Below are 12,413 nucleotides of genomic sequence, written 5' to 3' on the forward strand. Positions count from 1 at the left end.
CCCTCGTGCGAATCGTGTCCCTCGTCCCCCACGCCACGGAGCTGCTGTTCGCGCTGGGCCTGGGCGACCAGGTCGTGGGCGTCACCCACGAGTGCGACCATCCTACGGAGGCGCTCGAGCGGCCACACGTGACGACCGACCGGCTGCCCCCGGGGCTGTCGGCGGCCGAGATCGACGCCGCGGTGCGGGAGCGCACGGAGCGCGGCGAGGCGATCTACGACCTCGACGCCGAGCTGCTGGCCGAGCTCGAGCCCGATCTCATCGTCACCCAGGCACTGTGCCCGGTGTGCGCGGTCTCCTATGACGACGTGCAGGCCATCGCGGCGCGGATGGATCCCGCGCCCAAGGTCATCGCGCTGGACCCCAAGACGTTCGGCGAGACGATCAACGACATCCGCACGGTCTCCGACGCCACGGGCGCCAAGGAGGCCGCGTTCGTCCTGATCGCCACGATCGCGCGGCGCGTCGAGGCGGTGAAGTCCGCGGTCGCCGATGCCGAGCCGGTGCCCGTCGCGGCGCTCGAGTGGCTCGACCCCCCGTTCGCGGCGGGCCACTGGACGCCGCAGCTCATCGAGATGGCCGGCGGCTTCGACGTGCTCGGGCTGCCGGGCGAGAGCTCCGAGCAGGTCACCTGGGAGATGGTCAGGGCGGCCGAGCCGGAGGTCGTGGTCTGCATGCCGTGCGGCTACGACCTCGGCCGCGCCCACGAGGAGGCCGAGGCCTACGCGGCGCAGCTCGGGGCGCTCGGGGCGCGGCGGGTCGTCGCGATCGACGCGTCGGGCACGTTCTCGCGGCCGGGGCCGCGGCTGGTCGAGGCGCTCGAGCTCATGGCGCACGTCCTGCACCCGGATCGGGTGCCCGAGGCGCCGTCCGCGGCGCTCGACGTCGAGGGCGCCGCCCCCGCCGAGCGGACCTGACCGCGTCAGATGTGGGGGCTGCCGAGCCCCGCGCCGCCCGCGACGGCGATCGCCGCCGCGATGGAGCCCACCGCGATGACCGCGCAGCCCGCGTAGCCGAGTGACGACTGGCGCCGGCGGTCCGCGTACTGGAACGCGAAGCCGGCGAGGGCGCCGCCGATCAGCCCGCCCACGTGGCCGCCGATCGAGACGTTGTTCAGCACGAACCCGAGGACCAGGTTGATGATGATCAGCCAGCCGATGAACGTCTGGAACGGGTCGATCCCGCGCGATCGCATCTCGACGAACGCAAAGCCCATCAACCCGAAGATCGCGCCCGAGGCGCCGACGGTCAGCGCTTCGGGTTCGAGCAGCAGCGCGCCGAACGAGCCCGCCAGCAGCGACGTGAAGTAGACGATGCCGAAGCGCACCGACCCGATCGCGGGCTCGAGCATCTGCCCGAGGATCCACAGCAGGTACATGTTGAACAGGATGTGGAAGATCGAGGCGTGCAGGAAGCCGCCGGTGATCAGCCGCCAGTAGTCGCCGTGCGCGACGCCGATGTCCGTGAACCGGAAGTGCCCGATGAGGGCACCGTTCTCGGTGATCGTCCCGTTGCCCACGCCGTTCAGGCCGCCCGTGCCGCTGGCGATCTCCGCCAGGTAGACCAGCACGCAGACCGCGATGAGCGCCTTCGTGACCGGCGCGTGCTGTCCCGCCGCGCGGACGTTCGCCGCCGTGCGCACCTTCGTCTTCTGGCTTGCGCACTCGGGGCAGCGCATACCGACCGGCGTCGGCGTCATGCAGTCCGGACAGATGGGCCGCCCGCAGGACGAGCAGGAGACGCCCGTCTCGCGATCTGGGTGGCGGTAGCAGGTGGCCATTCCTTGAACCGATCAAGATAGCGGCGCCCTCGGCGCCGCCCCGTCACTCCGGCCCGCGCGCGTGCGGCTACGCCGGCGTGACCGACACGTACGGCTCCACGGACGGCGTCATGCTGCCGCCGGCCGGCTCGTCGGTGATGAGCACCGCCTTGGCGCCGCTCGGGTCCCCGCGCAGCATCACCGAGCCGCGCCCGGCGCGGTCGACGGTGAACACGGCGTCGGGCCGTGGCTTGTTCCCGCGCAGGATCCACACCTGGTACACCCGGCCCGGCGGCGGCGCCGGCATGTTCGTGAAGCGCAGCTCGGCCCGGTCGCCGCGCTGGACGAGCTCGCCGCTCGCGCCCTGCGCGCGGGCGATCGCCGTGACCGGCCGAGTGCTCTGCGACGGACCGGAGTCCGACACGAGCACCCCGGTCACCACACCGACCGCCAGCAGCGCCGCCGCGCCGGTCGCGAGGATCCACGGCCGCGCGAGGAGCCGGCTCCACCAGCCTCTGCGCTCCCTGCGCTCGGGCCGGTCGGCCTCGGGGCCCGCGGCGGCCAGCAGCTGCGCCTCGCGCTCGACGACGTCCATGAGCCGCGCCTTCAGCGCGGGGGACGGCTCGGCGGGGGGCGCGGCGAGCGCCAGCACGTCGGCGACGCCCTGCAGGCGGGCGACCTCGGCCCGGCACGCGTCGCAGCCGCGCAGGTGGTCGGCGAACCGCGCCGCCTCCTCGTCGGGCAGCGCGCCGAGCACCCAGACGGCGGCGTCCGACAGCAGCTCGTCGTGGTCGAAGGAAGTGCTCACGATGCGGTCCCCTGCTGCGCCAGCAGGTCGGCCATCTTCGCCAGTCCGAGGCGCATCCGGCCCTTGATGGTGCCCAGCGGCGCGCCGAGCATGTCGGCGATCTCGATGTGGGTGAAGCCGCCGAAGTACGCGAGCTCGATCACCCGCAGCTGGTCGGGCGGCAGCGACTGCAGCGCGCTGCGGACCTCGCCGGCCTCCTCGCGGCGGGCGACCTCGACCTCGGTGCGCTCGGCCGCCTCGAAGCGCTCCTCGATGCCCTCGTCGCTCGCCCGCCGGCGATCGTGCACGGTGCCGCGGCGCAGCGCGTCGATGGCCCGGTTGTGCACGATGCCGAGGATCCAGGTGCGCACGGAGCCGCGAGCGCGGTCGTAGCGCGTGTTGGAGCGCCAGAGCGACAGCAGCGCCTCCTGCACGACGTCCTCGGCCGTGGCGCGCGTGCCGCTCATCCGGTAGGCGAGACCGAACGCCGCGCTCTGGTGACGTTCGACGATCACCTCGAAGGCGCGAGCCTCGCCGCGCCGCACGAGGTGCATGAGGTCCTCGTCGGCAAGCTGACGCAGAGCGTCTGGCGGCGTTCGGCCCACGTCAGGCATACGCCCCGGGCCGCCGCCCGGATCAGCGCCAGAGGCGCCGAGCTTCGTGCATGGCGTCGTGGACCGTGCGCTCGGCCAGCTCGAGCACGTTGTTGGACGCCCTTCGGCGCTGCTTGGAGCGCTGCTTCGTGCGCAGCGCGACGAGCGCCACGCCGGCTGTCGTGCCCGCCAGCACCGCCGCGGCGGGGCGCACCCAGTTGCGCGGGTCGCGCATCGCGCCGATCTCCCACGCCTCGAGCTCGTCCGCGGCCATCTCGGTGATCGACGTGAGCGTCTCCTCGACGCGGCCCGCCAGCTCATCCGGCGGGTCGACCGGAGCCAGTGCACGGCGCAGGAGCGCCTCGAAGTCGGTGGCCGCCGCCTCGCTCACCTACCGCCTCCCTTCGACGTCGAGCCGACGATTCCCTCGAGCTGCCGGATGGCGCGGTGGATGAGCACCTTCGTGGCGCCGTCGCTGCGGCCGAGCGCCCGCGCGATCTCGCGGTTGTCCATGCCGAGGGCAAAGCGCATGATCAGCGCCTCGCGGCGGTCGTCCGGCAGCTGCTGGATGCCGGCCAGGATGCGCGAGAGCTCGTCGCGGCCCTCGACGAGGTCCTCGGTCGTGTGCGGGGCCGTGATGACCGTCGTGTCGTCGATGTGCGTCTGCGGCTTGCGCGAGCGGTCGCGGTACAGGTTCGCGGCGAGGTTGTGGGCGATGCGGATGAGCCACGGCCGCAGCGGCCGCCCGTCCGACTCCGCCGTCGCGCGCTCGAAGTGGCGGTAGGCCTGCAGGAAGGTCTGCTCGGTGAGGTCCTCCGCGTCGTGGTGATCGCCCACCCGGTAGTACGCGTAGGAGTAGACGTCGCGCAGGTGTGCGCGGTACAGCGCCGCGAACTGCTCGTCGAGCTCGGCCTTCCTGGCAGCGGTGTCCGAAGTGGCCACGCACCCGAGCCTACCTCGCCCGCCTCAGGCCACCGCGCGGACGGGCGCCGCAGTCGAGGAGGGCAGGAGCGCCGCGAGCTCGCGGTTGAGGCCGCGGTCGTCGGAGGCCACGACGAGCGCGTCGTCGACCGACGCGACCGCCCGTGCGCGGCACCGCTCGGCGATGTACGCCGCCGGCAGCTGGCCGTCGACGAGCCCGCTCGCGCCCACCACCACGGCCGCGCGCTCGGAGATGTGCGGGGCGGCCGCGTCCAGCGCGGCCGGCAGCTCGTCCGCGCCCACGGCGAGCCAGACGAGATCCTGCGAGGAGAGGTCCCCGCCCGCCACCTCGATGTTCGCCGCCTGCAGCGTGGCGGCCGCGCGGGCGGCCTCGCGCCCGGTCCCCACGATCGCCGCGCGCCGGATCGGCGGGCGTCCGCCCAGCCACTCCCACTGCAGCGCGACGCAGGGCCAGATGCGCTCGGTGACGGCGCGCGCGAGGTCGGGCGACGGATGCTCGACGCGCGGGAAGCGCAGGGGCCGGCCGATGCGGATGCGCACCTTGTGCGGGCGGATGCGCCAGCCGCGGCGGATGGCCTCGGTCCCCATGACGGCGACCGGGAGGACCGGGGCGCCGCTCTCGAGCGCCAGACGGCCGACACCGCGCTTCGGACTGCCCAGCGCGCCCGGGCGCGTGCGCGTGCCCTCGGGGAAGATCACGACGACGTCGCCGCGATCGAGGATCTCGCGCGCCGCCGCCATCGCGTCGCCGTCGCCGTTGCCGCGGTCGATCGGGAAGGCACCGAGCGAATTGAGGAACCAGGCCGTCAGCGGCTTGCGGAACAGCTCCTTCTTGGCGACGAAGTACACCGGCCGGCGCACGAGCGTGCCGATCACGAACGGATCCAGGAACGAGCGGTGGTTGGCGGCGATGATCATCGCGCCCTCCTGGGGCACGTGCTCACGGCCGATGCGGCTCATCCGGAAGTAGAGGTGGAAGAAGGGCTGGAACAGGCCGCGCACGATCCAGTACAGGAAGGGGTTGACCCCCCGGCGGCGGGCCCGCTCGAGATACGCGGCACGGTCCATGTGGGTGAGTACCCCGGGTGGCCGCGCGTCGTTACAGTGGAGCTGACCCATGGCGATCGACACCGCACAGACCCTCCGAGGAGCGCTGGCCGGCGCCGTGGCCGCCGGCGTGTGGGCCGCCCAGCAGCCGCTCGACAAGCGCGTCTTCGGCATCGACTACGACGACACCGAGCTGCTCGGCAAGCTCGTCACCCGGCGCACGGTCCCGGCCCGGCTCGTGGGCACGGCGATCCACCTGGCCAACGGCGCGCTGTTCGGCGCCGTCTACGCCAACGTGGCCCCGCGGCTGCCGCTGCCCTCGTGGGCGCGCGGGCCCGCCGCCGCGCTGGCCGAGAACTTCGGCACGTGGCCGCTCGCCGCGGTCAGCGACCGCGTGCACCCCGCGCGCGAGGACCTGCCCGCGCTCGCCGGCAACCGCGCCGCACTGGCGCAGGCCACGTGGCGCCACCTCATCTTCGGCGTCGTGCTCGGCGAGCTCGAGCGGCGGCTGAACACCCCGTCCGACGCCGAGGTGCCCAGCTACGAGCACGTCATCAGCTCCAACGGCCACGGGTCGCTCGAGCACGCCGTGCGCAGCCCCTGATCCGCGCCACGCCCAACCGGCCCCGCCCGCTTAGCTCAACTGGTCGAGCACGTCACTTGTAATGACGGGGATCTCGGTTCGAATCCGAGGGCGGGCGCTCACGCAGGCCCAACCACTACCCTGCCGCGCGATGCGACGCCTCCTGCTCCCCAGCCTCGCCGTCCTCGCGCTCGCCGCCGCCGGATGCGGCAGCGACGACACCTCGTCGTCCACCTCGGGCACGTCCGCGGCCGGGGCGGCCACCGGAACCGGAACGGCCACGGTCGCGCCGGCGCCGACCGCGCCGTCGACGACACCTACCCAGGCGGCCACCGACCCTGCGCTGGATCAGAAGCCGGAGGTCAACGTGCCGGACCGGCCGGCGCCGAGGAAGCTGAAGATCCGCGACATCGTCGAGGGGACCGGGGCCGAGGCGAAGGCCGGCGACGTCGTCACGGCCGACTACGTCGGAGTCCTCTACAAGAGCGGCAAGCAGTTCGACGCGTCGTGGGACCGCGGGCAGCCGATCAACTTCCAGCTCGGCGTCGGGCAGGTCATCCCGGGGTGGGACCAGGGCCTGCAGGGCATGAAGGTCGGCGGCCGGCGCGAGCTGACCATCCCGCCGGACCTGGCGTACGGCACGGAGGGGTCGCCGCCCGTCATCCCCCCGAACGCGCCGCTGGTCTTCGTCGTCGACCTGCGGGCCGTCGAGCCGGGCTGAGCACGATGGGCGCGGTGGACGCGCTCGTCGCCGACGCGCTGCGGATCTGCGCGGTCGCGGCGCCCACGTTCGACGAGGGCGCCCGTGCCGCGCTGGTCGCGGACCTGCTGCGCGAGGCGGGCGCGCGCCCGGAGGTCGACGCCGTGGGCGACGTCGTCGCGCGCTTCGGCCCGGAACATGGGCCGGCGGCGATCGTCGCCGCCCATCTCGACACGGTCTTCGACGCGGCGACGCCGCTGCAACCGCGCCGCGACGGCGATCTCCTGCGCGGCCCCGGGATCGGCGACGACTCGCTCGCCGTCGCCGCGCTCGTGCATCTCGCCCGGCGGCTCGGGGCGGCACCGCCAGGCCACCCCGTGGTGCTCGCGGCGACGGTCGGCGAGGAGGGCCTCGGCGACCTGCGCGGCGCCCGGGCCCTGCTCGACGACGTCGAGTGCGACGCGTTCGTCGCGCTCGAGGGGCACGGACTCGAGTCGATCCAGATCGCCGGCATCGGCTCGGCGCGACTGATCGCCACCACCCGCGGGCCCGGCGGGCACTCCTGGGGCGACCGCGGCACGCCGAGCGCCGTCCACGCCCTCGTCGGGGCACTGCACGCGGCGCTGCGCGCCGCCGGGCGCGGCCACGTGAACGTGGGGGTCGTCCGCGGCGGCACGACGATCAACACCATCGCCGCGGAGGCCGAGGCGGAGATCGACCTGCGCGACGAGGACGACGCGGTGCTGGACCGCCGGACGGCGGCGGTCACCGCCGCGCTGCAGACCGCGCGCGCGGAGGTGCGCCAGGTCGGCCGGCGCCCCGCGGGGCGTACGCCGGCGGACCATCCGCTCGTCGCGGCGGCCCAGGCCGCGCGCGCGGCCGCGGGTCTGGGGCCGGCCGAGGAGAGCGCCTCCTCGACCGACGCCAACGCCGCGATGGGACGGGGCATCCCGGCGGTCTGCGTGTCGCTGACGCACGGCGCGAACGCCCATCGCATCGACGAGCACGTCGAGCTCGCTCCGCTGCCCGCGGGCCTGGCCGCGGTCGAGCATCTGCTCGACGCGCTCGGCCGCGGGCTGGGCGATCGCTGAGCGGCTGCCGAGCGCCAGACCGCTCCGCAAGCTCTGCTGCAGTGTTCCTGCGATCGCCGGGTGGTGGAGTAGTGTCGCCCGCGCGCGTCCTTTTCCCTGCTCGCACCGGAGGTTTCATCCCTTGCGCACACTTCGCAAGCGCCTGTCATACGCCAACGTCGCGTCATCGCTGGCGCTGTTCCTGGCCATCTCCGGCGGCACCGCGATGGCCGCCGCGACGATCAGCTCCAGCGACATCAAGACCCACGCGGTCACCGGGTCGAAGATCGCCAAGAACGCGGTCACGAAGTCGAAGATCAAGGCCAATTCCGTCGGCGCCTCGGAGATCCAGGAGAACTCGATCACGAGCGCCCAGGTCCAGTCGGGCTCGCTGCAGGCGTCGGACTTCGCGAGCGGCCAGCTGCCCGCCGGCCCGCAGGGCCCGGCCGGCCCTCCCGGCTCCGGTGCCGGCATCAGCGGCGTCGTCAGCCCCGGCGGCACCCTCGTGTACGGCACGGGCGTCGCCGCGGTCTCCGTCGGCGGTGCCGGCGTGTACACCGTCTCGTTCAACCAGAACGTGAGCCAGTGCCCCGCGGTCGCCTCGATCGGCGGCTACCAACTCGGCGGCAACACGGCGAGCGCGTCCAACGGCGGCACGGTCTCCCTGCAGCCCGGCGGCAACGTCAGCACGACCGCCGCCCAGCAGATCACGTTCATCACCCGGGACCTCAACGGCGTCAACGCGCCGCTGCCGTTCCACTTCGGCGTCTTCTGCTCCTGAGTCGTGGTCGGCGGTCCGGGGCGTCCCGTTGGGGCGCCCCGGTCGCCGGGTAGGCCGTTCGGGGATGATGGGACCGAACGCAGAAGGAGCCGATCCGCATGACCGACAGACCTGACCCGCTGGCCGACGAGGAGGCCGCGGCCGCCGCGGCCGAGGCCGGTCGCATCGGCGGCCGCCCCACCCGCGAGGAGGAGGCCGACCTCGACCACGATCCCGCGATGCAGGCCGTCTACGAGGGCGGCGGCGGGGAGGCCGAGGGCTTCGAGATGGCCGAGGAGGAGCTGCGCGAGCACGCCGAGCAGGGGCCGGCGACGCCCGGCGTGGAGGTGCGCGCCGTCCGCGCCGAGGTCGACCGCGGCACCGAGGAGGTCGATCACGCCGTCTACGGCGAGGCCGACGAGGAGGACGTCACCGAGGTCACGCGCGACCCGCAGGAGGGCCCGGACGACCCCGGCGCCGGACCCGGGCTCGCCGCGGACCGCTGACCGGCGGAGACTGCGCTGCCCGCCCGCGACAAGCTCGCCGACTACCGCGCCAAGCGCGATCTCGAGAGCACGCCCGAGCCCGCGGGCGGGGACCGCGGGGACGGCCCGGGCGGCGCGCGCTTCGTCGTCCAGGAGCACCACGCGACCCGCCTGCACTGGGACCTGCGCCTCGAGCGCGACGGCGCCCTCGCGTCGTGGGCGGTGCCCAACGGCATCCCCGACGACCCGAAGCGCAACCGCAAGGCGATCCGCACCGAGGACCACCCACTCGAGTACCTCGAGTTCCACGGCGAGATCCCGCGCGGCCAGTACGGCGCGGGGACGATGACCATCTGGGACTCGGGCACGTACGAGGCGGAGAAGTGGCGCGACGACGAGGTGATCGCGACCTTCCACGGCGAGCGGCTGCGGGGCCGGTACGCGCTGATCCGGACCGGCGCCGACGGCAAGGACTGGCTCATGCACCGCATGGACCCGGCGGTCGACCCCGGGGCCGAGCCGATGCCCGAGGCGATCGTCCCGATGCTCGCCAAGCCGGGCAGGCTGCCGGGTGGGCGGCCCGGGTCCGAGGGCGACCGGTGGTCCTACGAGATCAAGTGGGACGGGGTGCGGGCGCTCGTGTACTCCGAGCCCGGGCGCCTGCGGCTCGAGTCGCGCAACGGCCGCGACATCACGGCGTCCTATCCGGAGCTGCGGCCGCTGAACCGCGCGCTCAGCCACCACCGCGCGATCCTCGACGGCGAGATCGTCGCGTTCGACGCCGACGGGCGGCCGAGCTTCGCCCGCCTGCAGCAGCGGATGCACCTGACGGGCGAGAGCCAGGTGCGCCGCAGGGCGCGCGACGTCCCGGTCGTCCTCGTGCTCTTCGACCTCCTGTGGCTCGACGGGCACTCGCTCATGGACCGGCCCTACGACGACCGGCGCGGGGCGCTCGAGGCGCTGGACCTCAGCGGGCCGGCGTGGCAGACGCCGGCCGCGCACCTCGGCGACGGCGCGGCGCTGCTCCAGGCGACGGCCGCCCAGGGCCTCGAGGGGCTCATCGCCAAGCGGCGCGACGCGCCGTACGAGCCCGGGCGGCGCTCGTCATGCTGGATCAAGGTCAAGAACGTCAACCGCCAGGAGGTCGTGATCGCCGGCTGGCTGCCCGGCGAGGGGCGGCGCGAGAGCCGGATCGGCGCGCTCGTCGTCGGCGTGCACGACGAGGACGGCGGCCCGCTGCGCTACGCCGGGCGGGTGGGCACCGGGTTCACCGAGCAGGCGCTCGACGCCCTCGCCGAGACGCTCGGACCTCTGCGCACCGACGAGAACCCGTTCGGCCGCGGCGGGCCGAAGGGGGCGATCTGGGTGCGGCCGTGCCTGCTGGCGGAGGTCGAGTTCACCGAGTGGACGACCGAGGGCCTGCTGCGCCACCCCTCGTTCAAGGGCCTGCGCGAGGACAAGGATGCGCTCGAGGTCGTGCGCGAGCTCCCGGGCGACGCCCGCGAACTGCACCTCGAGGGCCAGGTGGTCAAGGTCTCGAACTGGTCGAAGGTGCTGTGGCCGCAGACGGGGTTCACCAAGGGGCGGCTCGTGGACTACTACCTGCGCATCGCACCGGCGATCCTGCCGCACCTCGAAGGCCGGCCGCTGACCCTCAAGCGCTACCCGAACGGCGTCGACGCGCAGCACTTCTACGAGAAGAACTCGCCGTCGCACCGGCCGGAGTGGGTGCACACGGCGCGCGTCTCGACCGGGCGCAAGGCGATCGACTTCACGCTCGTCGAGAACGTCGCGACGCTCGGATGGCTGGCCAACCTCGCCTCCATCGAGCTGCACACGTCGCTGTCACGCGCGGACCCCATCGAGCGCCCGACGATGCTCGTGTTCGACCTCGACCCCGGCCCGCCGGCCGACATCGTGGCCTGCTGCGAGGTCGGCCTGATCCTGCGCGGGCTGTTCGACGGGCTCGGGCTCGTGTCGGCCGCCAAGACCTCCGGCTCCAAGGGGCTGCAGGTCTACGTCCCGCTCAACGAGCCGGACCTCACGTACGACGACACCAAGCCGTTCGCCAAGGCAGTCGCCGAGCTGCTCGAGGCGCAGGTGCCCGACCTGGTCGTCTCACGCCAGACGAAGACGCTGCGGCCGGGCAAGGTGCTCGTCGACTGGTCGCAGAACGACGAGCACAAGACGACCGTCTGCGTCTACTCCGTGCGGGCGAAGGAGCGCCCCACGGTGTCGACGCCGGTCGACTGGGACGAGGTGCAGGCCTGCCATGACGCGGGCGACCCGGAGCTGCTCGTCTTCGACACCGACGCGGTCCTCGACAGGGTGGCCGAGCGCGGCGATCTCTTCGCCCCCACGCTGAGCGTCGTCCAGCGGCTGCCGAAGCTGTAGCCGCAGCCCGCATTTCGGGCCGATGGTTGCCAGACGGGCCACCAGCCCGCTTCGAGCCGTCAGCCGGTGCGCTCGACCCACGCGTCGCCGGCGCGGCCCAGGAGGACGTCGTGCACGCCGGCATCGTCGGTGATCCGCACCCGCGCCTCGTCGTGCTCGGTCCCCGGCCGGTCGACGACCTGGACGAGGTGCAGCGCCGTGATCTGCGCGGAGGGCCGCCGGGCGAGGTGCGCCGTACGGGCGGCGGCGTCGATCGTGTCGCGGTCCCAGCCCCGGTCCTCCGCCCGTGCGCGGGCCAGGGCCTCGTTCGCGCCGGCCAGCTCGCGGAGCAGCCGGCCGCCGCTCGCGGCGTTGCGGCGGCTGACGGCGATCGCGCCCCCGACGAGGAACAGGACGATCAGCGCGCCGACGACGATGATGAGGATGAGGAGCCAGGTGGGCATCCCGACCATGGTATTCGGCCACCCTTATGCGAGCGGCGCCGGCCCGTCCGCGCCGAGGACCACGGCCACGCCTCGTCGACGGGCGGCGTGCTCACGCCGGGACGGCGCGCTCAGGCCGGGACGGCGCGCGAGCGCAGATGCGTGCCGACCTTGCGCTTCACGCGCTGCAGAGCGTTGTCGACGGTCTTCGTGTCGCAGCCGAGGCGCTCGCCGATCAGCTCGTATGAGTAGCCGTCGAGGTACCGCGACAGCACGCGCGCCTCGAGCTCCGACAGCGACGTCGAGATGCAGTCGACCAGGGAGCGCAGCTCCTCCGAGGAGATGACCTGGTTGACGGGGTCGTGGACGCTCGGGCCGGGGATGACCTCGTCGAGCGTGGGCTCTCCGTCGGACGCCGCGGCGGGCGCCGCCGAGAAGGAGACGTAGCCGTTGAGCGGCGTGTGCTTGTTGCGCGTCGCCGTCTTGACCGCGGTGATGATCTGGCGCGTGATGCACAGCTCGGCGAAGTTGCGAAAGCTCGACTCGCGGTCGGTCCGGTAGTCGCGCACCGCCTTGTAGAGCCCGACCAGGCCCTCCTGGATCAGGTCGTCGGCGTCGCCGCCGGCCAGGAAGTACGACGAGGCCTTCAGCCGGACGAAGCCGTAGTAGCGGCGCACGATCCTGTCGTACGCATCGGCATTTCCTTGCTTCGCCAAGGCGATGAGGAAGCCATCATCGACCTGAAGTTGACCTTGAGATTGGATGGACAGACGCGCCATGGAGCAGATCCTCCTGGCCACTCCACAGTGGCCGAGTACCGATTTCGCCCCCTGACGCGCCCTCCCAGGGCGCCAGAAGTGGATATATGACT

The 12,413-nt window shown here is 73.4% G+C and carries 15 protein-coding genes and 1 tRNA gene; 8 read left to right on the plus strand and 8 right to left on the minus strand.

Annotated features, from left to right (window positions below; genetic code table 11):
- Positions 1–5 precede the first annotated feature (5 nt).
- Positions 6–917, plus strand: coding sequence for a cobalamin-binding protein (locus DSM104329_RS21630; RefSeq protein WP_259311930.1), 912 nt, complete (start codon positions 6–8; stop codon positions 915–917).
- Positions 918–922: 5 nt separating this feature from the next.
- Here the strand turns inward: DSM104329_RS21630 and DSM104329_RS21635 are convergent, their stop codons facing one another.
- From DSM104329_RS21635 to DSM104329_RS21660, 6 genes are all read right to left on the minus strand, one after another.
- Positions 923–1,699 (minus strand): rhomboid family intramembrane serine protease, encoded by a 777-nt coding sequence (locus DSM104329_RS21635; RefSeq protein ID WP_259311931.1) that lies wholly within the window; start codon positions 1,697–1,699, stop codon positions 923–925.
- A 148-nt stretch (positions 1,700–1,847) separates the two neighbouring features.
- Positions 1,848–2,567 (minus strand): anti-sigma factor, encoded by a 720-nt coding sequence (locus DSM104329_RS21640; RefSeq protein WP_259311932.1) that lies wholly within the window; start codon positions 2,565–2,567, stop codon positions 1,848–1,850.
- Positions 2,564–3,151, minus strand: coding sequence for an RNA polymerase sigma factor (locus DSM104329_RS21645; protein WP_259311933.1), 588 nt, complete (start codon positions 3,149–3,151; stop codon positions 2,564–2,566). Before DSM104329_RS21645 ends, DSM104329_RS21640 begins: the two co-directional genes overlap by 4 nt.
- 31 nt (positions 3,152–3,182) lie before the next feature.
- Positions 3,183–3,530 carry a hypothetical protein gene (locus DSM104329_RS21650; RefSeq protein WP_259311934.1) on the minus strand — a complete coding sequence of 116 codons (348 nt, stop codon included), beginning with the start codon at positions 3,528–3,530 and terminating at the stop codon, positions 3,183–3,185.
- Positions 3,527–4,081, minus strand: a complete 555-nt coding sequence (locus tag DSM104329_RS21655) for an RNA polymerase sigma factor (RefSeq protein WP_259311935.1) — start codon at positions 4,079–4,081, stop codon at positions 3,527–3,529. Before DSM104329_RS21655 ends, DSM104329_RS21650 begins: the two co-directional genes overlap by 4 nt.
- Before the next feature lie 24 nt (positions 4,082–4,105).
- Positions 4,106–5,149, minus strand: a complete 1,044-nt coding sequence (locus DSM104329_RS21660; protein WP_259311936.1) for a lysophospholipid acyltransferase family protein — start codon at positions 5,147–5,149, stop codon at positions 4,106–4,108.
- 49 nt (positions 5,150–5,198) lie between these two features.
- On the opposite strand from DSM104329_RS21660, the gene DSM104329_RS21665 reads away from it, so the two are divergent.
- The 7 genes from DSM104329_RS21665 (at position 5,199) to ligD (ending at position 11,120) form a co-directional block, all read left to right on the plus strand.
- On the plus strand, positions 5,199–5,732 hold the full coding sequence (locus tag DSM104329_RS21665) for a hypothetical protein (protein WP_259311937.1): 534 nt from the start codon (positions 5,199–5,201) through the stop codon (positions 5,730–5,732).
- Positions 5,733–5,756: 24 nt separating this feature from the next.
- Positions 5,757–5,829: transfer RNA gene (locus tag DSM104329_RS21670), tRNA-Thr, on the plus strand.
- Positions 5,830–6,054: 225 nt separating this feature from the next.
- On the plus strand, positions 6,055–6,432 hold the full coding sequence (locus DSM104329_RS21675) for an FKBP-type peptidyl-prolyl cis-trans isomerase (RefSeq protein WP_407655940.1): 378 nt from the start codon (positions 6,055–6,057) through the stop codon (positions 6,430–6,432).
- Positions 6,433–6,437: 5 nt separating this feature from the next.
- On the plus strand, positions 6,438–7,502 hold the full coding sequence (locus DSM104329_RS21680) for a M20/M25/M40 family metallo-hydrolase (RefSeq protein ID WP_259311939.1): 1,065 nt from the start codon (positions 6,438–6,440) through the stop codon (positions 7,500–7,502).
- 121 nt (positions 7,503–7,623) lie between these two features.
- The gene (locus DSM104329_RS21685) at positions 7,624–8,262 is read left to right on the plus strand and encodes a hypothetical protein (RefSeq protein WP_259311940.1); all 639 of its coding nucleotides are present in this window, start codon (positions 7,624–7,626) and stop codon (positions 8,260–8,262) included.
- A gap of 98 nt (positions 8,263–8,360) precedes the next feature.
- Positions 8,361–8,747: a hypothetical protein gene (locus DSM104329_RS21690; RefSeq protein WP_259311941.1), complete on the plus strand. Its 387-nt coding sequence runs from the start codon at positions 8,361–8,363 to the stop codon at positions 8,745–8,747.
- Between the two features lie 15 nt (positions 8,748–8,762).
- Positions 8,763–11,120, plus strand: coding sequence for a DNA ligase D (gene ligD, locus DSM104329_RS21695; protein WP_259316244.1), 2,358 nt, complete (start codon positions 8,763–8,765; stop codon positions 11,118–11,120).
- A 59-nt stretch (positions 11,121–11,179) separates the two neighbouring features.
- Here the strand turns inward: ligD and DSM104329_RS21700 are convergent, their stop codons facing one another.
- Both DSM104329_RS21700 and sigH read right to left on the minus strand, forming a co-directional pair.
- Positions 11,180–11,563: a hypothetical protein gene (locus tag DSM104329_RS21700; protein ID WP_259311942.1), complete on the minus strand. Its 384-nt coding sequence runs from the start codon at positions 11,561–11,563 to the stop codon at positions 11,180–11,182.
- Between the two features lie 110 nt (positions 11,564–11,673).
- Positions 11,674–12,321 carry an RNA polymerase sporulation sigma factor SigH gene (gene sigH, locus DSM104329_RS21705; RefSeq protein ID WP_259311943.1) on the minus strand — a complete coding sequence of 216 codons (648 nt, stop codon included), beginning with the start codon at positions 12,319–12,321 and terminating at the stop codon, positions 11,674–11,676.
- Positions 12,322–12,413: the final 92 nt, after the last annotated feature.

Source organism: Capillimicrobium parvum (assembly GCF_021172045.1).
Taxonomy (GTDB): domain Bacteria; phylum Actinomycetota; class Thermoleophilia; order Solirubrobacterales; family Solirubrobacteraceae; genus Capillimicrobium; species Capillimicrobium parvum.

Bases quoted from the DNA above. Each gene is read 5' to 3' on its own strand.
- DSM104329_RS21635 (WP_259311931.1), bottom strand. From the start codon at position 1,699: ATGACGCCGACGCCGGTCGGTATGCGCTGCCCCGAGTGCGCAAGCCAG.
- DSM104329_RS21660 (WP_259311936.1), bottom strand. From the start codon at position 5,149: ATGGACCGTGCCGCGTATCTCGAGCGGGCCCGCCGCCGGGGGGTCAAC.
- DSM104329_RS21665 (WP_259311937.1), top strand. From the start codon at position 5,199: ATGGCGATCGACACCGCACAGACCCTCCGAGGAGCGCTGGCCGGCGCC.
- DSM104329_RS21680 (WP_259311939.1), top strand. From the start codon at position 6,438: ATGGGCGCGGTGGACGCGCTCGTCGCCGACGCGCTGCGGATCTGCGCG.
- DSM104329_RS21690 (WP_259311941.1), top strand. From the start codon at position 8,361: ATGACCGACAGACCTGACCCGCTGGCCGACGAGGAGGCCGCGGCCGCC.
- DSM104329_RS21700 (WP_259311942.1), bottom strand. From the start codon at position 11,563: ATGCCCACCTGGCTCCTCATCCTCATCATCGTCGTCGGCGCGCTGATC.
- sigH (WP_259311943.1), bottom strand. From the start codon at position 12,321: ATGGCGCGTCTGTCCATCCAATCTCAAGGTCAACTTCAGGTCGATGAT.